Source organism: Microvirga sp. 17 mud 1-3 (genome assembly GCF_003151255.1).
In the GTDB taxonomy this organism is placed as follows: domain Bacteria; phylum Pseudomonadota; class Alphaproteobacteria; order Rhizobiales; family Beijerinckiaceae; genus Microvirga.
This window is the reverse complement of the sequence record NZ_CP029481.1, coordinates 3,126,570-3,151,976: the sequence shown is the minus strand read 5'-3', so window position 1 is coordinate 3,151,976 and position 25,407 is coordinate 3,126,570. Positions and strand designations below refer to the sequence as shown.

The window sequence follows — 25,407 nt, the reverse complement described above, 5'->3', positions numbered from 1 at the left end:
TCACGTCCTGAAGCTTAGGCCGCCTCGGTGGCGGCGCCCACGAGCTGGCGCGCCTGGAGCATCGACATAGGCTCACCGAAGACCGGTCCCTGGGCGTATTCGCAGCCGAGTTGATAGAGCTCGATGGCCTCCGATTCCGATTCCGCGCCTTCCGCCACGATCGCCATGCCGAGCTCGTGTGCCATCTTGATGATGGAGCGCAGGATGACGGGCTTTCCGGCCGCCATCTGGCGCACGAAGGATTCGTCCACCTTGATCGTGTCGAACGGGAAACGCAGGAGATAGGACAGGGCCGAGTAGCCCGTTCCGAAATCGTCGAGGGACAGTCCCGCGCCGAGATCCCGCAGGCGGGTGAGCATCTGGGCGGAATATTCCGGGTTCTCCATAACCAGACTCTCGGTCATCTCGATCTTGAGCGAGCCCGGCAGGACACCCGTGCGGGCGATCACGGCCTTCACGTCCTGGAGCAGGTCGTGCCGCAGCAGGTGGTGGCTCGACATGTTGACGCTCGCGAAGATCGGCGGCTCCACCTCCAGCGCCTCCTGCCAGGCGGAGAGTTCCCGCGCCGTCTGTTCCAGGAGGTAGAAGCTGAGGGTAACGATGAGACCCGTCTCCTCGGCCAGGGACATGAAGTCCTCGGGGCCGATGCGTCCGAGCCGGGGGTGGTCCCAGCGCAGCATCGATTCGAAGCCCGCGATGGTCCGGTCCTCCAGCCGCACGATGGGCTTGAACAGAACCTTGATCTCGTTGCGGTCGAGCGCCCGACGCAGATCCGCCTCCATGGTGAACCGGTCGCTCCGGTCCGAACGCATGGTCGGGCGGAAGACCTCGATACGGTCGCCTCCCTGGCGCTTGGCATGGGCCATGGCGATTTCGGCGTTGCGCAGGACTTCCTCGCGGCGGGTCGCGATCTGCGGATCGTGGAGCGCAAGGCCGATGGAGGCCGTGAGGAAGATCTCCCGCTCCGCATAGGTGACCGGGGTCGTGACGGCGCGGCGGACCATGTCGGCGAACGCGATGATCCGGTCCGGCTCCCGCTCCGAGAGCAGGATAATGGCGAACTCGTCGCCCGAGATCCGCGCCAGGGTATCCTGCGGCCGCAGCAGGCGGCCGAGGCGGCGCGAGAGGGTGAGCAGGATCGAGTCGCCGGCCGCATAGCCGACCGAATCGTTGGTGCCCTTGAACTTGTCGATATCGAGCACGAGGACCGTGGGACGTAAGGAATCGTCCTGGCTCGCGAATATCAGGGCGGCTTCGAGCCGGTCGTAGAAGAGCTGTCGGTTTGGCAGGCTCGTCAGGTTGTCGTGCACGGCGTCGTGGAGCAGGCGCTCCTCCGCGGTCTTGGAATCCGTGACGTCCGCCAGGGTCCCGACAACCCGGATCACCTCGCCGTCGGTGCCGATGACCGGACGGGCCTTGAGGCGGAACCAGTGGTGCCCGCCCGAGGCGGCGCGGAGGCGGAAATCCTGGGTCAGGCGGCCTCGGCGCTGCTCGATGACCGCATCGAGGGCGGCGCGGTAGCGGTCCTTGTCGAAGGGATGGACCAGATTGAGCCAGGCGGAGGCGGGCCCTTCCAGGGCTCCGCGCTTGAGACCGAGCTGATGCTCCACCTCCGGGCTGACGAAGATGTTGTCGGACACGACGTCCCAATCGAACACGATGTCGCCGGCACCCGCGAGGGCCAGCGCCCGCCGCTCCGTGTCGTTGACGAAGCCATGCGCGAAGGCACCGCCCGCAAAGGCGTGCTGCATCACCGTGAAGCCGATCAGCATGACGATGAGCACGAGACCGCCGATCAGGGCCGGGGGCACGAGGTCGGACACCAGATGGCCCATCACGGTGAAGCTCGCGGCCGTGACCCAGGCGATGAGCAGGAGCCAGGTCGGCACGAGCATCACGGCCCGGTCGTAGCCGTGGGTCGCGAGATGGATCACCAGGACGAAGCCGATGCCGGCCACCGCCGCAATCGAGATGCGCGCGACGCCGGACGCCACGGGCGGGTCGATGACCGCAAGGCCGATGAGGGCGCCCAGGAAGACGAGCCAGAAGGCGGTTACGTGGCTGTAGCGCACGTGCCAGCGATTCAGGTTGAGATAGGCGAACAGGAACACCAGCAGGGTCGCGGCAAGCACCGCCTCGGCGCCGGCCCGATAGATCTGCTCGGCCTTCTCGGTGATCGGGAAGACGCGCTGGAAGAAGCCGAAATCGATGCACGCATAGGCCAAAACCGCCCACGCGAGGGCGGCGGCGGCCGGGAAGATCAGCGCGCCCTTCACGACGAACACGATGGTGAGGAAGAGGGCGAGCAGGCCCGCGATGCCGATGATGATGCCCTTGTAGAGCGTGAGGCCGTTCACCCGCTCCTTGTAGGCATCCGCATCCCACAGATGGAGCTGGGGCAGGTTGTTGGAGCGCAGCTCCGCCACGAAGGTGACGGTCGTGCCGGGATCGAGGGTGACGAGGAAAATGTCCGCATCCGCGCTGTCGTCCCGCTCGGGCCTGATGCCCTGGCTCGCCGTGATGGCGGCGATGCGGGATGACCCAAGGTCAGGCCAGATCACGCCCGAGGAGGTCAGCCGGAAATGCGGCGCGACCAGCAGGCGGTCCACCTGCTCGTCGCTGTCATTGGTGAGCGCGAAGACGATCCAGTCCGGCCGCGTGCCGGCCTCGCGGGCCTTCACGGCGATGCGGCGGACGATGCCGTCCCGCCCTGGCGCGGTAGAGATCCGGATCTCGTCCCCGTCCGAGCGGTAGCGCTCGATCATGGGTGTGAGGTCGATGGCCGGAACCTTGGGGTCCACGCGGACGGATTCGACGGCCAGGCCCGAAGCGGGCCACGCGAGGCACATGAAGGCCGTCAGGATGACGGTTATGGCGAAAGAAACGATCCGCAACGCTTCGGTCTTCCGTCCGGCTACGAGGTGGAAAGGATTGGTATCGGTCGGGGGGCGCGAGGGCAAGGCGAAGTCGGGAATGGGCCCGACTTGTCCGCAAGACTCACGGCCTGGAGGAGTTAAGCCTTGGCCATGGGGCGACTTTGCGGCGGGATTGAGGAAAAGCGCCCGGATTTGCAACAAAGTTCGCGCTTCGACCCTATGGACGGAGGGCCTGGGCGACCTCGGCAAGGGGAGGCAATCCCTTCAAGGGACCGATCGCCGTCAGGGTCGGAGCGCCCCGGAGCAGGCTCCGGCCGGCCTCGCGGACATGATCCACCGTCAGGGCATCCACCTTCCGGACGATCTCGTCGCTCGGGATGATGCGGCCCCAGGACAGGAGCTGGCGGGAGATCCGCTCGAGGCGCCCGCCCGGCGTCTCCAGGGCGGTCAGGAGGGCCACCTTCATCTGGGCCTTGGCGCGGGTCATCTCGACCTCGCCGATATCCTCGGTGGCCTTGCGCATGCATGCGAGGGTCACGTCCATCAGCTCGGCTACGTCCTTGCCGGCCGTCCCGGCGCCGACCCCGAAGAGGCCGCAATCGGAGAACGGCCAGTGGAAGGCCTCGATCGAATAGGCGAGGCCCCGGGTCTCGCGCACCTCGTGCCACAGCCGGGACGTGAGGCCGCCGCCGAGGATATGGGCGAAAAGATGGGCCGCGTAATAGCCCGGATCCTTGAAGGACAGGCCCGGCAGCCCGAGGACGATGTTGGCCTGTTCGAGCTTGCGTTGGATCCGCCGCTCGCCGCCGCCGTAAAGGCCGGGCTCCGGCTCACGCTGGGGCACGGACGGCAGGGCGCCGAAGCACCGCTCGGCCAGCGCCACGATCTGCCCGTGGTCCACGTCGCCTGCGGCCGCGACCACCATCTTGGCCGGGATGTATTCCCGCGCCAGGAAGGCGTGAATCATCGCGCCGTCGATGCTGCCGACCGTGTCCGGCGTGCCGAGGATCGGGCGGCCGATAGGCTGGCCCGGAAAGGCCGTCTCCATGAAGGCGTCGTAGACGAGGTCGTCCGGCGTGTCCTCGACGGCCGCGTATTCCTGGAGGATCACGCTCTTCTCGCGGGCGAGCTCGACCGGATCGAACAGGGAGCCCGTGAGGATGTCGCCGAGCACGTCGAGGGCCACGTCCGCGTTCTCGCCGAGAACACGGGCCGAGTAGCTCGTATATTCCACGCTCGTCGCCGCGTTGATGTCCCCACCCACATTCTCGATGTCCTCGGCGATCTGCCGGGCGGTGCGGCGCTCGGTTCCCTTGAACGCCATGTGCTCGATCAGGTGCGAGAGGCCATGCTCCTGGGGCGCTTCATGGCGGGAGCCGGTCCCGATCCACACCCCCAGGGTCGCCGTGGCGATCTCGGGCATCTGCTCCGTCGCCACGGTCAGGCCGTTGGCGAGGCGGGTGATGTCGATCCGTTTCTCGCGCACGAAGTGGTGGTTCATGCCGCCACACCTCGGACCGCGCGGGCGCGCTCCCGGATGAAACATTCGACGGCGCCCTGGTCGTTGGGCAGCACCGTGAAGCGCTCCGGCCGTTCCATGAGATCGGCCATATGGGGCGGAAGGGCAGGGCGGATCCCGGTCGCCTTCTCGACCGCGTCCGGGAACTTGGCCGGATGGGCGGTCGAGAGCGCGATCACCGGAACGTCAGGGCGTTCCTTAAGCAGAGCACGCCCGGCCCGGGTACCGACGGCGGTGTGCGGATCGAGCACATAGCCGGTGGATCGGTAGGTCTCGGCCATTTCGGCCGCCACATCGGTCTCGCCGACGGCCTCGGCGGCGAATTCCTGCCGGATACGGGCGAGCGGCGCCTCGTCGAGGGTGAAGGCCCTCGACTGGGCAAGCCCTGCCATCAGGCGGCGGATCGCCGCCCCGTCGCGGTCATAGGCCTCGAACAGCAGGCGCTCGAAATTGGACGAGATCTGGATGTCCATGGACGGGGAGGCGGTGGGCTGGACGGTCCTGATCTCGTAGGTGCCCGTCTGGAGCGTGCGGGCCAGGATGTCGTTGGCGTTGGTGCCGATCATCAGCTGCTCGATCGGCAGGCCCATGCGCTTGGCGGCCCAGCCGGCGAGGATATCGCCGAAATTGCCCGTCGGCACCGAGAAGGAGACCGGGCGGTGCGGGGAGCCGAGCGCCACCGCGGAGGTGAAGTAATAGACCGCCTGGGCAGCCACGCGGGCCCAATTGATGGAGTTGACCCCGGAGAGCTGAAGCTCGTCCCGGAAGCGGGCATGGTTGAACATGCCCTTCACCATGGCCTGGCAATCGTCGAAGGTGCCTTCCACCGCGAGGGCGTGAACGTTAGGCGAGTCGACGCTCGTCATCTGCCGACGCTGCACGTTCGAGACGCGGCCATGGGGGTAGAGGATGAAGACGTCGACCCTATCGAGGCCCTTGAAGGCCTCGACGGCGGCGCTGCCCGTGTCCCCGGAGGTTGCGCCCACGATGGTGGCGCGCGCGCCCCTTTCCTTCAGGACATGATCCATCAGGCGGCCGAGGAGCTGCATGGCCACGTCCTTGAAGGCCAGTGTCGGCCCGTGGAACAGCTCCAGCACGAAGAGATTGTCGCCGAGTTGGGTCAGCGGGCACACGGCCGCATGGCGGAAGGTGGCGTAGGCCTCCTCGATCATGGCTCCGAGGGCGCTCTCGGCGATCTCACCGTCCACGAGGGGCCCCAGCACCGCCTTGGCCACGGCCGCATAGGGCTTCCCGGCAAAGCCCCGGATCGTGTCGCGCGTCAGGCCGGGCCAGTTTTCCGGCACGTAGAGGCCGCCGTCGCGGGCAAGACCAGCCAGCAGGGCATCGGCGAATCCGAGCGCGGGGGCCTCGCCCCGGGTCGAGACGTGAAGCACAGGTCAATCTCCTGAAAGGTGGGCGGACATTAGGAGCCGTAGCCGGCCAGGACAAGCCATAACCGACCCTGCAGCCGGAGGCGGTTCGCGCATCCCTCCACCCGTGAGGGCATCAGGCTTCGGATGGATGAAGCCTCCGCCAGACGAAGGCCGTGAAGACGCCCACGAGCGTAAGGGCAAGTCCGTACCAGGTGACCGCGTATTGCAGGTGATTGTTGGGCAGTTCGAGGCGCGTCTGCCCGCCCTTCGGCCAGCCGCCCGGATTGGGCGTCGCGTCCGCCTCAACGTAGAAGGGCGCGACCCGCTCGAGGCCATGGGCCTTCGCGATGGCCTGGGGATCGCGCGTGAACCATGACTTGCGCGCCGGGTCGTCGGCGGGCGTGAACATGTTGCGTTCTTCAGGCGCGCGGACGAGGCCGGTGATTGTCGTCTCTCCCGTGGGCCAGCTCTCGGGGCGGGAGGCGGGGTCCTTCAGCTCCATGGGCACGATGCCCCGGTTGACCATGACAATGGCGCCGTCCTGCAGGCGCAGGGGCGTCATCAGGTAATAGCCCTGCATGGCCGAGTGGCCCGGCGCTCCGGGCGCGAGGCCATAGACCGGCGTCTCGAAATCCTGGAGGAAGGTGCCCGTGATGCGGACGCGGCGAAACTCGTCGTCCGCGGGTTGCCAGCGGCCCCATTCGGCCTCCGGCACAATGGCGCCGGGCTCCGCCGCATAGGCGCGGGCCTGGATCTGGGCCATCAGCCCCTCCTTCCAGGCCTTGCGCTGGAGCTGCCAGGTTCCCAGGCCGAGGAGGATCGCCAGGGCGACGAGGGTCGCAAGGCCCGGCGCCAAGAGCGCGCGCCAGGAGACAGGGGAGGAGACAGGGGAGGCCGCCTTGGTCACTTGCCGAACCGTCCTTCACCGGCCTTGTGGTGATACTGGAGCGCCACCATCAGCCCCTTGAGGGGGCGGACCAGGGCGATGCTGAGGATGACGGACAGGCTGAACCACATGACGATATGGAGCCAGATCGGCGGCTCGAAGGCGAACTCGACCCAGAGAGCGAGGGCCACGACCACGATTCCGACGATGGACATGACGAAGAAGGCCGGTCCGTCGCCCGTATCCGCGAAGGAATAGTCCAGGCCGCAGACCTCGCAGGAGGGACGCAGGGTCAGGTAGCCCGTGAACAGATGCCCCTTGCCGCAGCGCGGGCAATGGCCGGCAAGGCCCGTAAGGGCTGGGTTCGGCAGGGCGGGGTCCTGGGCCACGGGGCGTCTCCGGGAGGTGCTTTCGACAGGGAGGCACGGCCTGTCACATAGGCGCGAGGGCGCCAAAAACGAAGGGCGGCTTGTCGCCGCCCCCGTTGGATCGATCTGATGCCTGCGGTGTCAGTGCCCGGCGACGTGGCCGCCGAAGCCCCACACGTAGATGGAGGCGAAGAGGAACAGCCACACCACGTCGACGAAGTGCCAGTACCAGGCCGCGAACTCGAAGCCGAGATGCTGCTTGGGCGTGAACTCGCCGCGATAGGTGCGCAGGAGGCAGACGGCCAGGAAGATCGTGCCGATGATCACGTGGAAGCCGTGGAAGCCCGTCGCCATGAAGAAGGTGGCGCCGTAGATGTTGCCTTTGAAGCCGAAGGTGGCGTGGCTGTACTCGTAGGCCTGAACGCAGCTGAAGATCAGGCCGAGGATCACAGTCATCCACAGACCGGCCTTGAGGCCCTTACGGTCATTCTGCAGGAGCGCATGGTGCGCCCAGGTCACGGTGGTGCCCGACGTCAGCAGGATGAGGGTGTTCAGGAGCGGCAGGTGCCAGGGGTCGAAGGTCTCGATGCCCTTGGGGGGCCAGGTGCCGCCGAGGGCCTCGGTCCGGGCGTACTGGATCGCCTCGTTGGGATAGAGGGCGACGTCGAAATAGGCCCAGAACCAGGCGACGAAGAACATCACCTCGGAGGCGATGAACATCATCATGCCGTAGCGGTGATGGAGCTGGACGACCCGGGTGTGGGAATGGCCGTCATTGGCCTCGCGGATCACGTCCGACCACCAGCTGATCATGGTGTAGATGACGCCGATGATGCCGGCGCCGAAGATGTAGGCGCCGATATGCATCCCGGCGACCGGGACGTCCTTCCACCAGGTGACGAAGCCGGACGCCATCACGAAGGCGCTGAACGCGCCGATGAGCGGCCACGGGCTCGGGTCGACAAGGTGGTAATCGTGATGTTTGGCGTGGGCCTCGGCCATTCGTATCGTCTCCGTGCCTCGAAAGTGTCTCGCTTTAAGACGTTTCCGTCCAGCTTGTCACGTCTGTTATTGAACGATGGGTTTCTGGGATGAAGTTGCGGCCTCCACCACCGGCTTGCCCGCCTTCGACGGGAAGTAGGTGTAGGAGAGGGTCAGGGAGCTGAGGTCCTTCACGTCGGAATCCTCCACGAGACGGGGATCGACGTAGAAGACCACGGCCGATTCCATGGTCTCGCCCGGCTGCAGGGTCTGCTCGGTGAAGCAGAAGCATTCGAGCTTCGAGAAATAGCTGCCGGCCTGGTCGGGCTGGACGTTGTAGGTGGCGATGCCCGTCGTCGGCTTGCTGCCCGTATTGGTGACCTTGTAGAGGACCGTGGTAGTCTCGCCGAGCTTCACCTTGATTTCCGGGGTCTCCGGCGAGAAGCGCCAGTTCAGGCCCGGGGCGACGTTGGAATCGAACCGGATGGAGATCTCACGGTCTAGGACGGTCGAATCGTTCGCCGTGCGCACGCTCGGGGTGCCATCATAGCCGGTGGCCTTGCAGAACAGGTCGTAGAGCGGCACCGAGGCATAGGCCAGACCGATCATGCCAACCGCGGCGCCCACGCAGGTGAGGAGCGTGCGGCGGATGTTGCGCTGGACATGGGGGGCTTCGCTCATCGTTTCCTCCTCCCTTTACAAGGGGCGCTGCAGGACGCCGACGCCGAGCTTGGCGAAGGTGACTACGTAGACCAGCAGGACGAAGGCCGCGAGCGCCAGGCCGATGGCGATCGAGCGCTTGCGACGGCGCTTCAGCTCTTCCGGTGTCAGACGGCGGGGAGGGAGCTCTGCCATGGCTTTACCCGAAGACCGGACGGAAGAAGCCGAGCCCATGCTCCGCCAGAAGCGTCGCGAAGAGCAGGAACAGGTAGAGGATCGAGAAGGCGAAGAGCTGCTGCGCCACGCGCATGGCGGGCTCTCCCTTCCGCAGGCGGTAGACCTGAACGGCGAGGGCCAGCATGCCGAGCCCGCCGAGCGTCGCGACGATCGCATAGGCGATACCGCCGAAGCCGAAAGCGACGGGCGCGAGGCCGAGGGGCGCCAGGACGAGCGTATAGGCAAGGATCTGGAAACGGGTCGAATCGGGACCGGCCACGTTCGGCATCATCGGGATGCCGGCGCGCTCGTAATCTCCCGACTTGACGAGGGCGAGCGCCCAGAAATGGGGTGGGGTCCAGATGAAGATGATGGCGAAGAGGATGATGCTCTCCCAGCCCACATATCCGGCCACCGCCGCCTGGGCGACGACCGGCGGAAGGGCGCCTGCCGCACCGCCGATGACGATGTTCTGCGGCGTCGAGCGCTTCAGCCACATGGAATAGATCACGGCGTAGAAGAAGATCGTGAACGCGAGCAGGCCGGCCGCGAGCACGTTGCTCACGAGGCCGAGCATGATCACGGAGGCCACCGACAGGAACGTGCCGAAGGCCAGCGCCTCGCCCGGCTGGATCTTTCCGGCCGGGATCGGACGCTTGCGGGTCCGGGTCATGACCGCGTCGATATCCGCATCCCACCACATGTTGAGGCAGCCGGAAGCGCCAGCCCCGATGGCGATCATGAGGAGCGACGCGAAGGCCAGGACGGGATGCACGTTCGAGTGAACGACGACCATGCCGACCAGGGCCGTGAACACGACCAGAAACATGACGCGCGGCTTCAGCAGCGCGAAGAAATCGGACACGTCGCCCTGCGAGACCCCTGCGGTGACGAGGCTCTCGCGGCGAGCGTCGGTCAGGCTATTCGTTACAGTGCTCATGTCGGTGAACTTCCAAATACCTCGGGCCTGCCCGGGGTCTTTCGATGTCAACTCCTCGCCGGAAGGCTTGGACCCAAGCCCTCGGGGGAGGAGCGGGCGGCGGGTGCCGCCCGGCTCTGATGCTTAGTGGCCCGTATCCGCGATGCGCGGCAGGTCGTTGAACTGGTGGAAGGGCGGCGGGGAGGACAGGGTCCATTCCAGGGTCGTCGCGCCCTCGCCCCACGGGTTCCCGGCAGCCTTCTCCTTGCGCACGAGGGCGTAGATCACGCCGAACATGAAGAAGAGGAGGCCGGCCGCGAAGATGTAAGCGCCGATGGACGAGACCAGGTTCCAGCCCGCGAAGGCGTCCGGATAATCCGCATAGCGGCGCGGCATGCCCGAGAGGCCCAGGAAGTGCTGCGGGAAGAACAGCACGTTGGCGCCGATGAAGGCGATCCAGAAGTGCGTCTTACCGATCCACTCCGGCATGATGTAGCCGGTGATCTTCGGGAACCAGTAGTAGATGCCCGCGAAGATGCCGAACACGGCGCCCAGCGACAGCACGTAGTGGAAGTGGGCGACCACGTAGTAGGTGTCGTGCATGTACCGATCGACCGGAGCGTTCGCCAGCACGACGCCGGTGACGCCGCCCACGGTGAACACGAAGATGAATCCGACGGCCCAGTACATCGGGGCCGTGAAGCGGACCGAACCGCCCCACATGGTGGCGATCCACGAGAACACCTTCACGCCCGTCGGCACCGCGATCACCATGGTGGCGAACACGAAGTAGGCCTGGGTCTGGAGCGAGAGGCCGACCGTGAACATGTGGTGCGCCCACACCACGCTGCCGACCACGCCGATCGCCGCCATGGCATAGGCCATGCCGAGGTAACCGAAGATCGGCTTGCGGGAGAAGGTGGAGACGATGTGGCTGATGATGCCGAAGGCCGGCAGGATCATGATGTACACTTCGGGGTGACCGAAGAACCAGAACAGGTGCTGGTACAGGATCGGGTCGCCGCCGCCGGCCGGATCGAAGAAGGTCGTTCCGAAGTTACGGTCCGTCAGCAGCATCGTGATGGCGCCGGCCAGAACCGGGAGCGTCATCAGGAGGAGGAAGGCGGTGACCAGCATGGCCCAGGCGAAGAGCGGCATCTTGTGCAGCGTCATGCCGGGAGCGCGCATGTTCAGGATGGTGGTGATGAAGTTGATCGCGCCCAGGATCGAGCCGGCGCCGGCGAGGTGGAGCGCCAGGATGCCGAAATCGAGCGCCGGACCGGGATGGCCGGCCGTTGCCAGAGGCGGATAGACGGTCCAGCCGCCGCCGAAGCCGTTGGAGCCCGGCGCGCCCTCGACGAAGAGGGAGCAGACCAGCAGGCCGAAGCCCGCGACCGTGAGCCAGTACGAAATGTTGTTCATGCGCGGGAACGCCATGTCCGGCGCACCGATCATCAGCGGCACGAACCAGTTGCCGAACCCGCCGATCAGGGTCGGCATCACCATGAAGAACACCATGATGAGGCCGTGGCCCGTCACGAAGACGTTGAAGGCCTGGGGATTGGAGAAGAACTGGAGGCCCGGCTCCTGGAGTTCGAGCCGCATGCCGATGGAAAGGGCGGCGCCCACGAGGCCGGCCGTGAAGCCGAACAGCATGTAGAGCGTGCCGATGTCCTTGTGGTTCGTGGAATAGAACCACCGGCGCCAGAAGGTCGGGTGATCGTGGTGATCCGCGTGAGCGGCATCAACTGCATTTGCCATGATGAGACCTCTGTGGTCCTGCTAAGTTACTGAGCGTTCGCAAGCTTGAGCGAGCCGGAGCCGTCGACGGAAGCATACTTCTGCTTCGCCTCGGCGAGCCAGGCGGCATATTGCTGCTCACTCACGACGCGGATTTCGATCGGCATATAGGGGTGGCCGTTGCCGCAAAGCTCCGAGCACTGGCCGAAATAGACGCCTTCCTTCTCGGCCCGGAACCAGGTCTCGTTCAGGCGGCCGGGGACGGCGTCGACCTTCACGCCGAAGGACGGCATGGCGAAGGAGTGCAGCACGTCGGCGGCCGTGACCTGGACCTTCACGACCTTACCGACCGGAACCACCAGCGGGTTGTCGGCGCCGAGCAGGCGCGGCTGGTCGGGCTTCAGGTCCTTCGCTTCGGTGATCATGTTCGAATCGAACTTGAAGCCGCCGCCCTGGTCGGCCGGGTACTCGTAGCCCCAGTACCAGGCGTAGCCGGTGGCCTTCACGACCAGGTCGGCCTGGGGAACCACGAGCTGCTGACGCAGGAGCCGGAAGGACGGGATCGCAATCGCCACGAGGATCAGGACCGGGACGATCGTCCAGGCCACCTCGAGCATGGTGTTGTGAGTCGTCCGCGACGGAACCGGGTTCGACCGCTCGTTGAAGCGGACTACGATGATGATGAGCAGCGCCAGCACGAAGAGGCAGATCGCGGCGATGAGCCAGACGAGGTAGGTATGGAAGTTGGACAGGTCGCGTCCCACCTCCGTGACCATGCCCTGCATGCTCATTTCCCAAGGGGAAGGGGCGCCGGTGCCTGCGGCTGCCTCACTTATGCCCAACACAAGTGCGACCGCCGCCGTGGAAAGGGCAGTCACCGATCGAAGTCTTGAGGTCTCGATCCGCATCGGTGTTCCAAAGCTCCTAAGATATAGTGGCCGGCCTGGCCACGAGTAGGATCGGGGAGGGCGTGGGCGTGCAAAATGCGGTGCCCGGCCTGCGCCATCACCTTTGATCTGCGTCTATGACCACAGGATGGACGGGAGTGCAACGGTGCAAGCGTTGCAATTTGTGCGTCATAACCGCCAAAGGGCCCGTTCGCGATCAATATCGCCTGCCAAGGGGCCCTCTCGCTTGACATTCCGGCCCTCGGCATGGTCCCAACGGACCTTAACGGATTGGCGCGGCACAGCCGCCCTTTGCACGATGGAATCGAGGACGGAGGTGCCTGTGAGCGTGTCTCGTTGGGTTGGCCGCGCGGCGGCCGCTGTGCTTGGACTGTGCGGACTGGCTTATGCCGGCGGCGTCCAGGCTCAGGGCATGGTCAAGAACACGTACGGCGACTGGCAGATGCGCTGCGAAACCCCGGCCGGGGCCACGAGCGAGCAATGCGCCCTCGTGCAGAACGTGGCGGCCGAGGACCGTCCCAACGTCACCCTGGTGATTATTGTGTTGAAAACCGCCGACGGGAAGAGTCGCCTGCTTCGCGTCGTGGCACCGCTGGGTATTCTGTTGCCCTCCGGCCTGGGCCTCAAGATCGACCAGACCGACATCGGCCGCGCGGGCTTCGTGCGCTGCCTGTCCACGGGATGCGTCGCCGAGGTGGTCATGGAGGACAACCTCGTGAACCAGATGAAGACCGGCCAGACGGCCACCTTCATCGTGTTCCAGACCCCGGAGGAGGGGATCGGCATTCCGGTGTCGCTGAACGGGTTCGCGGCCGGATTCGACGCGCTGCCTTAAAGAGCGGCCTGGCCAGTTTTAAAGACGTTGGGGGGTACATCATGAGCGGATGGAGCGCGAAGGCGGGCTTTGCCCTGGCGGCGATGGGCCTTGTGGCCCTCCTGGGCGGCTGCGGAGCGCCGGGAGAGGGCGGGTCGAGCCTGGGCAACATGGTCCTGCTCGCCGGCCCCTCGGTGCCGCCGCCCCAGAAGAAGGTCCTCGAGGACGTCTATTGCCCTTCGGTCGACGTGATGGAGGGAGGCTCGGCGATCCAGGCCTTCTCGGGCGGCCATGTGGGTGATCAGGGCAACCTGCGCAGCCAGATCGCCATCAGCAATCTTGCCCGCGAATGCGCCGGCCAGCCGGACGGCTCGACCGTCGTGAAGGTCGGCGTCGAGGGACGCGCCCTCCTCGGAGCAGGCGGTGCGCCGGGTCGCTACGACGTTCCGGTCCAGATCGTCGTGAAGAGCGGCTCCAGGGTCATCGCGAACCGGTCCAAGCGCACGAGCGTGGCGATTCCCGCCGGCGACACCCAGGGCTCCTTCGCGGTGATCGAGGAGGGCATCGTGGTCCCGGCTATGGATGCGTCCACCTTCGAGATCGAGGTCGGCCTCGGCAGCAGCGCCCCGGCGCGGCGCAAGCGGGGCTAAGAAGCCGCGCTCTGTCGCAGCTCCGGACCGGAACCCCGGTTCTCGCGCTGCGTTGCCTTGACGTCCCATGAAGGGAGGTCAGCATGTGCTATTATCGCCAATCCTCTATGACTGACGCCAAGGCGGAAGCCGAGCGTCGGAAGGAAACCGAGGCGAAGCGCGCCGAGACCGTCGACAAGCTTCGCCAGGATGCCGGCAAGGCCGCCGAGAAAGCCGAGCCCGTTAGGGAAAGCGTGCCGGCGAAGTAAGGCTCCGATACAATTCGTCGAGCGACGGTGCCCCGCGAAAGCGGGGCATTTCGTTATGGCGATGGGTGAGTGCCCTTACGAAAAAGGGCGCCCATGAAGGGCGCCCGAAGTGGACCAGCCCACGGGGGCGTAGGGCCGGAAGCCTCATAACGCTCAGGTTCGGACTGGGTTCCCGACGAAAGAGAAAAATCCTGCGACATGATGCGCGTGCCGTTTTCGGTCGCATTGCGGACGTCCCGGCAAATCAGATATCGACCTGAGAACGGGCCTGGGGGCAGGCTTGTCCAGGGGCCGCGCAGAGAGTCGAAAGACCGGCGCGGCCTTTGTCGTTTGGGACGCCGGCGGTGACCCACAAAAAAGCTCCCTCCGAGGGGAGGGAGCAAGGTCCAGAGGGAGGAACAATCACCAAGTTCCATTCCTCAACCGCCGGACATCCGGAACGGTTCCCTTGCGGCAGGTCTCGGCGGTGGATAACGCCCGGCAGCTCTGCTCTTCATAGCCCGGGCGAATCACGGGTGCCGGGAATGTCAGTCGAAAAGGGTGCCTGTCCTGTCGGCTTCCCGGCAGCCTATGATGCGCCCAGAATCGGGCTTTCCGGACGGATACATGTTCCGCACCTTCATTGCCGCATGGGCGGCTATCCTGTCTTTGCTGACCTTGTCGGCCATGCCGGCCGGAGCGAGCGAGCAGGTGCGTCCCGTTCGGATCCTGACCTCCTTCCCGCCGCAGTTCTTCGAACCTTTCCGGGCTGCCTTCGGGCAGCGCCATCCACGGATCGCCCTCGAATTCGTACAGCGCAAGACGACGGCCGCCGTCGTCGACATTCTCGGCGAGAGGCATAGGGCGGACATCTTCTGGGCCTCGGCGCCCGATGCCTTCGAGATTCTGAAGGGCGCCGGGCGCCTGGCGCGGCTGAAGCCTCGCCCGACGGGCGCGCCGGATTTCATCGCCGGCTATCCGGTGAACGATCCGGACCTGACCTATCTCGGCTTCGCGCTCTCGGGCTACGGCTTCGTCTACAATCCGCATTACCTGAACGAGAAAGGCTTGCCGGTCCCGAAGGGCTGGAGCGATCTGACGGCGCCGATCTATGCCGGACATATCGGCATCAGCTCCCCGTCCAGGTCGGGCACCATGCACCTCATGGTCGAGGCCATCCTCCAGGTTTACGGATGGGAGCGCGGCTGGGGCATCTGGTCCGAGATCGGCGGCAACCTGGCCACCGTGACGGCCCGCAGCTTCGGGGTGTCGGCAGGCGTCGCCCGCGGCCGCTTCGGAATCGGCCCCTCGATCGATTTCCTGGCCAATCCGGAGAGCGGTCCTGCCGGATCGACCCGGTTCATCCTTCCCGAGGAGACGCTGTTCGTGCCCGCGAGCATCGCGATTCCGGCCGATGCAGAGAATCGCGAGGGGGCCGAGCGCTTCGTCGATTTCGTGCTGTCGCCCGAGGGACAGGCCCTCCTGCTCGATCCCGCCGTGGCCCGGCTGCCGATCTCCCCCGCTGCCTATCCGGCCGACAAGGCTGCCGAGGGTTTGCCCTTCTCCCGGGATGGGCTCTTCGCCAGGAGCCTGTTCGACGCGAGCCTCTCGGCCGCGCGCTACGAGCTCGTGAACATCCTCTTCGACGAGGCGATCACCTTCCGAAGGGCCGAGCTCGGGCGTCTCTGGCGCTCGGTTCGGGCGCTGGAAACCGCCCTGACCGAGCGGGCCGACACGCAGGCCGCCCGCCTGGTGAGCGAGGCTCGGGCCGCGCTGACGCGGCCGCCTCTCGGCCGGGACGAGGCCATGGATCGGGAGCGCTGGAAAGGCCTGATCAGGGTGCCGCGGGGCCTGCCGAGGCCGGAGCCCCAGATCCAGCTCGAGACCCGCATCAAAGAGGGAATCGAAGAGAACATGCGGCGGGCCGCGAAGGCCCTGTCCGAGGCCGCGCTCAGACTGGAAGCTGCCGGCGAGCAGGCGAAGCGCCTCCCGGAGGCAGGGCGGCCATGATCTATCGCAGGAGACTGGGCATCGGTGGCCGCCTCACGATCGCCTTTCTGGGTGTGGGCGGCCTTGCGGTCGGCGCCTGCATCGTGGGGTGGCTGTCCTATGCCCGGCTCAGTGAGGAGCTGAACTCCGTCGCGAAGGCTCACCTGCCGGCCCTGTCCTTCTCGGCACGTCTTGCGGAGGCGGGCGCCAACGTGATCGCGAGCACGCCGGACCTTGCCGTCGCCGAGCGGCAGGAGGCCTATAACCGCATCCGCGAGACCCTCGTCGACCGCCTCACGGCTCTGCGGACCGTTCTCAACGAGCGGAATGACAACGGGTCGCTGTCGCCCGATCTGTTCATCGTGACGGAGGCGATCAAGACCAATCTCGATGCCATCGACCGGGTCGCGGACAGGCGCTTTCCCCTGCACGAGCGCTCGCGGGAGATCAGCGAGGAACTGCGGTGGCTCCAGGCCGACCTGATCGAGGAGGTCGATCCGCTCATCGACGATGCGCGCTTCAACATCGAATCGGCGATCGGCCGCGTCGCGCCGGGCGAAGCCGCCGAGGCCGGGCGCCGGACCCTGCGGGAGGAAAGCCGCAAGAGCGAGGCGCTGCTGACCATCAATGCACAGGCCAACCTCATCGTGGGCCTGTTGGGGCGGCTCGCAACGGTCCCGACCATCGAGGATCTTCAGGAGACGAGCAATTTCATCGGCGAGATGGCGGACCAGCTGGATGTCGAGACGAAAACGCTCGCCAATTGGACCGATACGATCACGATCAGTCAGATCGCCGCGCGCCTGCTGACGGTTTCCGATCCGAAGACCGGTCTTGCGGCCGTGAAGCGGGCGGAGCTCGAAGCCATCGCCGAGGCTCAGGGCCTTCTTGCGGACAACAGGCGGCTGGTCACTCAGCTCGGCGCGCTGATCTCCCAGGAGGTCAGCCGGACGGAGGCTATCGCGCGGCGTGCGGCGGAGCGCTCCGCCAATGCCATCGTGGTCGGCCGCAACCTCCTCTTCGCCATCGCGGTCGCGTCCCTGGGGATCACGATCCTGGTCGGCTGGTTCTATGTCCGGCGCGGTCTCGTGGTGCGTCTGCGGGGATTGACCGCGGCGGCGACGACCATTGCGAGCGGTCCGTCCATGCCGGCCCTGCCTCCACCCACGGATGACGAACTCGGGGATCTTGCTCGGGCGCTGACAGTGTTCCGACAGACCCGTGACGACCTGGTCCAGGCTGCCAAACTCGCGGCGCTCGGGCAGATGGCGGCCGGGATCAGCCACGAGCTCAACCAGCCCCTCGCGGCGATCCGCTCCCATGCCCATAACGGCGCGGTCCTGCTCGAACGCGGCCGGACGGACGATGCCAGGACGAGCCTCGACCGCATCCAGCAGCTGACGACCCGGATGGCCGAGCTGATCAGGCACCTCAAGAGGTTCGCCCGCCGTCCGGCCGATGCGCTGGACACGGTCGACCTGCGCGCGACTGTCGAGGGCGCCCTGACCCTGTTCGAGCAGCGTATCACGGAGGAACGGGTCGATGTGCGCGTGAGCTTTCCCGAGACGCCCCTCGCGGTGCGGGCCGAGGAGGTCCGGCTGGAGCAGGTCGTGGTCAATCTTCTGTCGAACGCGCTCGATGCCCTCGATGGGCGGAATGAGAGGCGCATCGAGATCGTCGCACGAACAGCAGGGCGTCGGATCAGTCTAACGGTCGCAGATAACGGACCGGGGATCGAGGAGCGCCACCGGGGAGCAATCTTCGACCCGTTCTTCACGACGAAGCCCGCCGGCCTGGGGCTCGGCCTGGGGCTTTCCATGTCGTACAACATCGCGAAAGACTTTGGAGGAGATTTGGTTTTGGCGAAGACCGGACGGGATGGCACGACCTTCGTGATCGAGCTGACGGCAGCGGATCCGTCATGAGCCTTCAGCCCAGGGTCATCCTTGTCGACGACGACGCGGAGGTGCGCGACGCCTATCGGCAGACGCTGGAACTCGACGGCCTCGACGTGACGGCTTTCGCGTCCGCTGGGGCAGGGCTGAGCGTCCTGTCGCCGGATCTTCCGGCCGTCGTCGTGAGCGACGTGCGCATGCCCGGAAAGGACGGCTTCGACTTCCTAGAGGCCGTCCAGGCGGTCGATCCCGAGATTCCGGTCATCCTGGTCACGGGCCACGGCGACGTGCCGATGGCCATCAAGGCCGTGCGGGCAGGCGCCTGGGATTTCCTCGAAAAGCCGGCCGATCCTGTCCGGCTCGTCGAGACCGTTCGGCGCGCCTTTGCGCATCGCAGCCTCATTCTGGAGAACCGGGCTCTCAAGGCGGGCTCCGCCGATCAGGATCCCTTCGCGGGCCGGCTCGTGGGCCGCTCCACCGTCATCGAGCGCCTGCGGCGAAACCTGCGGACGCTCGCGGAGGCTGAGACCGATGTTCTTCTCCTCGGTGAGACGGGCACCGGCAAGGAGGTTGCGGCCCGCGCGCTCCACGATTTCGGCCGTCGTCGGAAGGGGAGGTTTGTGGCGGTCAATTGCGGCGCCATGCCCGAAACCATGATCGAGAGTGAGTTGTTCGGCCACGAGCCTGGCGCCTTCACGGGCGCTCGCGAGCGGCGGATCGGCAAGATCGAGCATGCGAGTGGCGGCACGCTCTTTCTCGACGAGATAGAGTCCATGCCCATGACGGCACAGATCCGGCTGCTGCGTGTGCTTCAGGAAAGGACCATCGAGCGCCTTGGGTCCAACAAGGAGATCCCGGTCGATATCCGCGTTGTCGCGGCCACGAAGGCGGACCTCGCCGAACTCGCCGGCAAGGGCGCTTTCCGTGAAGACCTGGTCTACCGGCTGAACGTCGTCACGGTCCGCCTGCCGCCGCTGCGGGAGCGGCGGGACGATATTCCCCGGCTATTTCACCACTTCCTGGCGCTCGCGGCAGCGCGGCAGGGCAGGGCGGCTCCCGCGCTCGACCCGTCGTTCCAGGAGCGGCTCCAGCAGCAGGACTGGCCCGGGAATGTGCGCGAATTGCGGAATGCCGCCGAGCGGTATCTCCTCGGCCTGGACGACGACGAGGCGCCGCAGGCCGAAGCCGGCTCCCGCGAGATGATGACCCTCGAACAGCAGATGGAAATCGCTGAGCGGCGCGTGCTCGACGAGACCCTCGCGCGCATGGGAGGGCGCATTGGCGCCACCGCCGAAGCGCTCGGGATCACGCGCAAGACCCTCTACCTGAAGATGCGCAAATACGATCTCGGCCGCGCGGGCGAACTGAAAGAGTGATGTTACGGTTCTGACCCATCCGGTGGAGCTGACGTTACGTTTCTTTCCCTCCGATCACGAACTCCGGGCGGACGGCGTACCCCGTGCCATCGGCGGTGAGCTGAAAAGCAGGTTGGCACGATTCTTGCATGAAGCATCGTCGGCCGCCTTCGGGCGGGCCCAACATAGAGCCATCACGTTGGAGGAAACTGATGCTTCGCCATTCCGCCGCCGCCGCGGCGCTCATCGCCGGCGCCGCCCTGTTTACGGGAACCGCCTTCGCCCAATCCGGCAAGGTCACGGTCGTGACCTCGTTCTCGAAGGACGTAACCGACCCGTTCAAGCAGGCTTTCGAGAAAGCGCATCCGGGCGTGACCCTGGATGTCCAGAACCGGAACACCAACGCGGGCGTGAAATTCGTCGAGGAGACGAAAGCCAACAATCAGGTCGATGTCTTCTGGGCCTCGGCGCCGGATGCCTTCGAGGTTCTCAAGGGCAAGAGCCTGCTGCAGAAGTACAAGCCGAAGGCAGAGGGCATTCCGGACAAGATCGGCTCCTATCCGATCAACGACCCGGAGAACTTCTATTCCGGCTTTGCGGCATCCGGCTACGGCATCATGTGGAACGACCGTTATGCCAAGGCCAACAAGCTGCCTGAGCCGAAGGACTGGCAGGATCTCGCCAAGCCCATCTTCCATGATCACGTCGCCATGGCGGCGCCGTCCCGCTCGGGCACGACCCATCTGACCGTGGAGACGATTCTCCAGGGCGAGGGCTGGGAGAAGGGCTGGCGGACCCTTAAGGAAGTGTCCGGCAACTTCAGCCAGATCACGGAGCGCTCCTTCGGTGTGCCGGAGGCGGTCAATTCGGGCCAGGTCGGCTACGGCATCGTGATCGACTTCTTCGCCTTCTCGTCCCAGGCTTCGGGCTTCCCGGTGAAGTTCGTCTACCCGACCGTCACGACCATCGTGCCGGCGAACGTCGCCGTGATCGCCAACGCGCCCAACAAGGCCGGGGCCGAGGCCTTCGTCGATTACCTGGTCTCTCCCGCGGGTCAGGAAGTGCTGCTCGAGCCGAGCATCCGCCGTCTGCCGGTCAACCCGGCGGTCTACGCCAAGGCTCCGGCGGATTATCCGAATCCCTTCAAGGATCCGTCCCTCGGCTCCAAGGTGAAGTTCGACGTGGACGTGTCGGAGAAGCGCACGAACGTCGTCGACGTACTCTACGACCAGACCATCACGTTCCAGCTCGATGCTCTCAAGGCAGCCACCAAGGCCATCCACGACGCCGAAGCGGCCCTCGCCAAGAAGGACAATGCCGACGCCAAGGCTCTCGTGAAGGAGGCGCGCGACCTCGTGGCCGCCATGCCGGTCACCGAGCAGCAGGCTTCCTCGCCGGAGATCGCCGGTGCCTTCACGGGCGGCAAGCAGAAGGGTGCCCGCCAGGCCGAGCTCGAGCAGCAATGGGCCGCCTTCGCCAAGGAGCGTTACCAGCAGGCCCAGGCCAAGGCCGAGCAGGCGCTGAAGCTCGCACGCTGACCTGATCCTCCGATCGGTCCCCTGGGCGGCTCGCTGTAGCGGGCCGCCCGCAGCATCCCCTTTTCGGATTTAGGAGAGCGCTCATGGCCGGCGCCACGACGGTCGGACGCGCGCATGCGCCGTCCGCGCCCCCCAGGCATTTCTTCAGGACATCGGCGACGCCGGGGCAGATCGCCCTGGCACTCGGGATCGCCGCCTTTCTCGTCCTCTTCCTCGTCATCCCCGTCGGAACGGTGATCTACGTCGCCTTCACCGAGAAGGGGACCGGCGGGTTCACCCTCGTCAATTTCCTGGACTTCGCCCGGACGGACCTGTTCATCCGCTCGTTCTGGAACTCGTTCTACGCGTCCGCAATGTCGGTGGTCGTCGCGTCTCTCTTCGCGCTGCCGCTTGCCTATATCACGACGCGCTTCGAGTTCCGCGGCGCCATGATCATCCAGACGCTGGGCTTCCTGCCGCTGATCATGCCGCCCTTCGTCGGCGCCGTCGCGATGCTGCTCCTGTTCGGGCGCAACGGCACGGTGAACCTCCTTCTCGACGACTGGTTCGGCTTCAAGATTCCCTTCATGGAAGGGCTGAACGGCGTCATCTTCGTTCAGGCCGTCCATTATTTCCCGTTCATCCTGATCAACCTCTCGGCTGCCCTGCGCAACATCGACCGGGCCATGGAGGAGGCGGCGCAGAATCTCGGCAGCTCGGGCTTCCGCCTGTTCCGCCGCATCGTCTTCCCGCTCGCCATGCCGGGCTATATCGCGGGCGCGTCGCTGGTTTTCGTCAAGGTGTTCGACGATCTCGCGACGCCGCTGCTCCTGAACGTCAAGGACATGCTGGCGCCGCAGGCCTATCTGCGCGTCACGTCGATCGGCATCGCGGACCCGATGGGATACGTGATCTCGGTCGTGCTCATCTGCATGTCGATCCTGGCCATGTGGATCTCGGCGCGCGCCATGCGCGGCAAGGATTACGCCACCGTGCAGCGCGGCGGCGGCGGCCTCGCAAAGCGCCGGATGCGCCCCTGGGAGAGCGTCATCGCCTATGCGGCGGTCCTGCTCATCCTGCTCCTGGTCCTGGCGCCCCATATCGGGTTGCTGCTCCTCTCTTTCGCGACGATCTGGTCCTTCAGCCCGCTGCCGGACGGCTTCACCGTGGCCCATTACGGGCGCGTGTTCGGCGAGAGCTTCGTGTACGTGAAGAACACGTTCATCTATGCGTCCATCGCGGGGCTCATCGACGTCGTCCTCGGCACGGCCATCGCGTATCTGGTGCTGCGGACGCGGCTCGTTGGCCGGGAATGGCTCGACTGGGCGGCGACCGCTGCCCTGGCGATCCCAGGCGTGGTGCTCGGCATCGGCTATCTGCGCACCTTCTACGGCGTGCAGCTTCCCGACGGCACGCCTCTGGCCGCCTTGTGGATCATGATCGTGCTGGCGCTCGCGATCCGGCGTCTGCCCTATGCCCTGCGGGCCTGCTACGCGGCCCTGCAGCAGATCTCCGTCTCGCTCGAGGAGGCAGCCGAGAACCTCGGCGCCACGAAGACGCGCACGATCCGGCGGATCGTCCTGCCCTTGATGGCGGGCGGCATCCTGGCCGGCTTCGTCACGAGCTTCGCGACGGCAGCCGTGGAGCTCTCGGCGACACTCATGCTTGTCCAGTCGAACGCGGACGCGCCGCTCGCCTATGGACTCTACGTGTTCATGCAGTCGGCGGCCGGGCGGGGTCCCGGGGCTGCGCTGGGCGTCATCGCGGTTCTGCTCGTCGCCCTATGCACCTTCGCGTCCCATCTGATCATCGAGAAAAGCCAGAAGGCCAAGGCGGCCGGACATTGATGCCGCCTACGAGAACGAGGAAACGAGACCCATGAACCAGCCTCTTCCCGCTACGGCCCTTCGGGCCAATGCCGTGGACGTCGATATCCGCAATGTCGACCTGTCCTACGGCGCCAACCATGTCCTCAAGGGCATCAACCTGCACATCCGGCCGGGCGAGTTCTTCGCCTTCCTTGGCCCATCCGGCTGCGGAAAGACCACACTGCTGCGCCTCATTGCGGGCTTCAACCACGCCGATGGCGGCGAGGTCCTCGTGGGAGGGCGGGACGTTTCCCGCCTGCCCCCCTGGAAACGCGATGTCGGAATGGTGTTCCAGTCCTACGCTCTGTGGCCGCACATGACGGTCAGGCGGAACGTCGCCTTCGGCCTCGAGGAGCGGAAGGTGCCGAGGGCCGAAATCGACAAGCGCGTGACTGCCGCCCTGGAGCTTGTCGGGCTCGCCCACCTGGCGGACCGGCGTCCCTCGCAGCTCTCCGGCGGCCAGCAGCAGCGGGTTGCCGTCGCACGCACCATCGCGATCGAGCCGAAGGTGCTGCTCCTCGACGAGCCCCTGTCCAACCTCGACGCCAAGATGCGCGTCCAGGTGCGGCGGGAACTGCGCGACCTGCAGCAGCGGCTGGGACTGACGACGATCTTCGTCACCCACGACCAGGAGGAAGCCAACACCATTTGTGACCGCATCGCGGTTATGAACGACGGCATCGTGCAGCAGGTTGGCACGCCCATGGAGCTCTACGAGAAGCCCGCCAACCTGTTCGTCGCGAACTTCCTCGGCACCGCCAATATCCTGCCGGGCCGGGTTCTGCGCGAGGCGGGGGAGCGCTTCTTCGACATCGAAGGGGGCGTGCGCCTGCCGATCCCGGCCAATGTGGTCGTACCGGAGGGCGCGAAGCTCGTCTTCCGACCCCAGCATGCATCCTTAGGACGGGATAGGCAGAGCGACGTCTGGCTGCCCGGGACCATCGTGCATAGCGAGTTCCTCGGCGCCACGCTCCGCTACGGCGTCAAGATCGGCTCCGCTGAGGTCTCCATCGATACGCCGTTCCAGACGGGTGATGCTCTCCATCAGCCGGGAGACCGGGTCGATGTAGGCCTGTCCCTGCGTTCCGCGCTCTGGCTCGCGGCCTGAGGCCGCGCTATCCAGGTCCGGACCATGCCGTTGACCGCAGAGGCGGAGCGATCCGCCTCTCGTCTGCGGCGCCCTTTCTCGTGAACCGGTTCAAGGTCATTCCATGACATCGCTGAAAGCCATCATCTTCGATCTCGACGGTACTCTCGTCGACAGTGCGCGCGACCTTCAGAATGCGACAAACGTGCTCCTGGCGGAGCAGGGCCTGCGGAATGTCAGCCTCGATGAGGTTAAGGCGATGGTCGGGGACGGGGTCGTGAAGCTGGTCGAGCGCGCCCTGACGGCGACGGGCGGAGACCTGTCCCGCCTGTCGGCGCTCGCCGCTAGATTCCTTGAAATCTACGAGGCCGATGCGGCTCGTTATACCGAAGCCTATCCGGGCGTACCGGAGACGCTGGAGGGCCTGAGGGACCGGGGTCTCGTCCTGGCGGTCGTGACCAACAAGCCCTATGCGGCGACGATGGATATTCTCCAAACGCTCGGCCTGCATAGGTTCTTCGGTGCCGTTGTCGGAGGCGATACGTTGCCTGAGCGCAAGCCGCATCCGGCCCCACTCCTCGCCGCGTTGGAACGACTGGGTGTGACGCCCGAAGCGGCGCTGATGGTCGGCGACAATTATCACGATGTGCAGGCTGCCCGCGCAGCCGGGACCCGTGCCGTCGCCGTGACCTACGGCTACAGCCACAAGCCGCACGCAGAACTCGGTGCCGACAGACTCATCGACACCATGCCGGAGCTTCTGCCGGTCGTCGAAAGCGCCGCGGCAGCCTGACGCTTCCGGCGAGCTTGAAGAAGAATCCTAACCTCCACACCGGAACCACGACCATGAAGCTTATCCTGGTGCGGCACGGCGAGACCGTCTGGAATGCCGAGCGCCGCCTTCAGGGGCATGCGGATGCACCCCTTTCAGAGCGTGGGATCGACCAAGCGCGGCGCGCGGCGCGGTTCTTCGCCGAGGGGCCTGCTCCCGCACACGTGGTAACATCGGACCTGAGCCGTGCGCGCCGGACGGCCGAAATCCTCGGCTTTGCCGATGTTGCAACCGATGAGCGCCTGCGCGAGATGGATCTCGGGGAATGGACGGGCCGTCTGATCGACGAGATCGAGACTTCCGACAGGGGCACTTATCGTGAATGGCGGCTCGGATCCTATACGCCGCCGCGTGGGGAAACGTGGCGCCAGTTTTGCGACCGTATCGGAGCGGCCATCGAAGAGGCCCTTCATGAGCAGGATGGCGATGTCGTCATCGTCGCGCATGAAGGGGTGGTCCGGGCGTCCTGCGACATCCTCTTGGGCCTGCCTCCCTCCAGCCTGTCGCCTGTGGCGCCGGCTGCCCTTACGATCTTTGATATCGACCGTTCGGCTCGTCCGCACAAAGCACGGCTTGTGGCGCACAATATCGCGCCGATGCCGGGCGATCTGAGGGCACGCGGGCTGGACCATTCTCCCGTTTAGACTGCGTTTGCACGGAGCGTATCCTCCTCAATCGTCAGCATCGTTCGGAACCTTGGCGTTACGAAGCGGTTCTCTGCACGAAC

Annotated in this window: 22 protein-coding genes; 11 read left to right on the top strand and 11 right to left on the bottom strand. The window is 65.9% G+C overall.

The features are described 5' to 3' along the window. Nucleotides 1–14 precede the first annotated feature (14 nt). The 11 genes from C4E04_RS14855 to coxB form a co-directional block, all read right to left on the bottom strand. Nucleotides 15–2,849 carry an EAL domain-containing protein gene (locus C4E04_RS14855; protein ID WP_109601168.1) on the bottom strand — a complete coding sequence of 945 codons (2,835 nt, stop codon included), beginning with the start codon at nt 2,847–2,849 and terminating at the stop codon, nt 15–17. Between the two features lie 244 nt (nt 2,850–3,093). After that, the gene (locus C4E04_RS14850; RefSeq protein ID WP_109598515.1) at nt 3,094–4,377 is read right to left on the bottom strand and encodes a pitrilysin family protein; all 1,284 of its coding nucleotides are present in this window, start codon (nt 4,375–4,377) and stop codon (nt 3,094–3,096) included. Beyond that, the gene (gene thrC, locus C4E04_RS14845) at nt 4,374–5,789 is read right to left on the bottom strand and encodes a threonine synthase (RefSeq protein ID WP_109598513.1); all 1,416 of its coding nucleotides are present in this window, start codon (nt 5,787–5,789) and stop codon (nt 4,374–4,376) included. Before thrC ends, C4E04_RS14850 begins: the two co-directional genes overlap by 4 nt. 112 nt (nt 5,790–5,901) lie before the next feature. Further along, a complete protein-coding gene (locus C4E04_RS14840; protein WP_109598511.1) occupies nt 5,902–6,675 on the bottom strand; it encodes an SURF1 family protein in 774 nt (257 codons plus the stop codon). After that, on the bottom strand, nt 6,672–7,043 hold the full coding sequence (locus C4E04_RS14835) for a DUF983 domain-containing protein (protein ID WP_109598509.1): 372 nt from the start codon (nt 7,041–7,043) through the stop codon (nt 6,672–6,674). The genes C4E04_RS14840 and C4E04_RS14835 overlap by 4 nt, the downstream gene beginning before the upstream one ends. Nucleotides 7,044–7,163: 120 nt before the next feature. Further along, a complete protein-coding gene (locus C4E04_RS14830) occupies nt 7,164–8,024 on the bottom strand; it encodes a cytochrome c oxidase subunit 3 (protein WP_109598506.1) in 861 nt (286 codons plus the stop codon). A gap of 66 nt (nt 8,025–8,090) precedes the next feature. Next, nucleotides 8,091–8,684, bottom strand: coding sequence for a cytochrome c oxidase assembly protein (locus C4E04_RS14825; RefSeq protein WP_109598504.1), 594 nt, complete (start codon nt 8,682–8,684; stop codon nt 8,091–8,093). 15 nt (nt 8,685–8,699) lie between these two features. After that, complete coding sequence (locus C4E04_RS21115) at nt 8,700–8,858, bottom strand: hypothetical protein (protein WP_174219278.1); 159 nt, start codon at nt 8,856–8,858, stop codon at nt 8,700–8,702. Between the two features lie 4 nt (nt 8,859–8,862). Further along, nucleotides 8,863–9,819, bottom strand: coding sequence for a heme o synthase (locus C4E04_RS14820; RefSeq protein ID WP_109598502.1), 957 nt, complete (start codon nt 9,817–9,819; stop codon nt 8,863–8,865). Between the two features lie 123 nt (nt 9,820–9,942). Continuing rightward, nucleotides 9,943–11,559, bottom strand: coding sequence for a cytochrome c oxidase subunit I (gene ctaD, locus C4E04_RS14815; protein WP_109598500.1), 1,617 nt, complete (start codon nt 11,557–11,559; stop codon nt 9,943–9,945). A gap of 26 nt (nt 11,560–11,585) precedes the next feature. Then, nucleotides 11,586–12,446, bottom strand: a complete 861-nt coding sequence (gene coxB, locus C4E04_RS14810) for a cytochrome c oxidase subunit II (protein ID WP_109598498.1) — start codon at nt 12,444–12,446, stop codon at nt 11,586–11,588. Between the two features lie 322 nt (nt 12,447–12,768). Between coxB and C4E04_RS14805 the strand changes: the two genes are divergently transcribed. The 11 genes from C4E04_RS14805 to C4E04_RS14760 all read left to right on the top strand — a co-directional run bounded on the left by C4E04_RS14805 (nt 12,769) and on the right by C4E04_RS14760 (nt 25,324). Further along, entirely contained in the window at nt 12,769–13,281 is a 513-nt protein-coding gene (locus tag C4E04_RS14805) for an invasion associated locus B family protein (RefSeq protein WP_371682000.1), read from the top strand. Between the two features lie 41 nt (nt 13,282–13,322). Continuing rightward, complete coding sequence (locus C4E04_RS14800) at nt 13,323–13,910, top strand: hypothetical protein (RefSeq protein WP_109598494.1); 588 nt, start codon at nt 13,323–13,325, stop codon at nt 13,908–13,910. Nucleotides 13,911–13,993: 83 nt separating this feature from the next. Continuing rightward, entirely contained in the window at nt 13,994–14,158 is a 165-nt protein-coding gene (locus C4E04_RS20945; protein WP_162559416.1) for a hypothetical protein, read from the top strand. 606 nt (nt 14,159–14,764) lie between these two features. Then, the gene (locus C4E04_RS14795) at nt 14,765–16,147 is read left to right on the top strand and encodes an ABC transporter substrate-binding protein (RefSeq protein ID WP_109601166.1); all 1,383 of its coding nucleotides are present in this window, start codon (nt 14,765–14,767) and stop codon (nt 16,145–16,147) included. After that, nucleotides 16,144–18,051 (top strand): ATP-binding protein, encoded by a 1,908-nt coding sequence (locus tag C4E04_RS14790; RefSeq protein WP_109598492.1) that lies wholly within the window; start codon nt 16,144–16,146, stop codon nt 18,049–18,051. The genes C4E04_RS14795 and C4E04_RS14790 overlap by 4 nt, the downstream gene beginning before the upstream one ends. Beyond that, nucleotides 18,048–19,397 carry a sigma-54 dependent transcriptional regulator gene (locus tag C4E04_RS14785; protein ID WP_109598490.1) on the top strand — a complete coding sequence of 450 codons (1,350 nt, stop codon included), beginning with the start codon at nt 18,048–18,050 and terminating at the stop codon, nt 19,395–19,397. Before C4E04_RS14790 ends, C4E04_RS14785 begins: the two co-directional genes overlap by 4 nt. A 191-nt stretch (nt 19,398–19,588) precedes the next feature. Then, entirely contained in the window at nt 19,589–20,914 is a 1,326-nt protein-coding gene (locus C4E04_RS14780) for an ABC transporter substrate-binding protein (protein ID WP_109598488.1), read from the top strand. A gap of 83 nt (nt 20,915–20,997) precedes the next feature. Beyond that, the gene (locus tag C4E04_RS14775) at nt 20,998–22,740 is read left to right on the top strand and encodes an iron ABC transporter permease (protein WP_109598486.1); all 1,743 of its coding nucleotides are present in this window, start codon (nt 20,998–21,000) and stop codon (nt 22,738–22,740) included. Between the two features lie 31 nt (nt 22,741–22,771). After that, nucleotides 22,772–23,869 carry an ABC transporter ATP-binding protein gene (locus C4E04_RS14770; RefSeq protein ID WP_109598484.1) on the top strand — a complete coding sequence of 366 codons (1,098 nt, stop codon included), beginning with the start codon at nt 22,772–22,774 and terminating at the stop codon, nt 23,867–23,869. 103 nt (nt 23,870–23,972) lie between these two features. Beyond that, nucleotides 23,973–24,641, top strand: a complete 669-nt coding sequence (locus tag C4E04_RS14765) for a phosphoglycolate phosphatase (RefSeq protein WP_109598482.1) — start codon at nt 23,973–23,975, stop codon at nt 24,639–24,641. 53 nt (nt 24,642–24,694) lie between these two features. Beyond that, a complete protein-coding gene (locus tag C4E04_RS14760) occupies nt 24,695–25,324 on the top strand; it encodes a histidine phosphatase family protein (protein WP_109598480.1) in 630 nt (209 codons plus the stop codon). Nucleotides 25,325–25,407 lie beyond the last annotated feature (83 nt).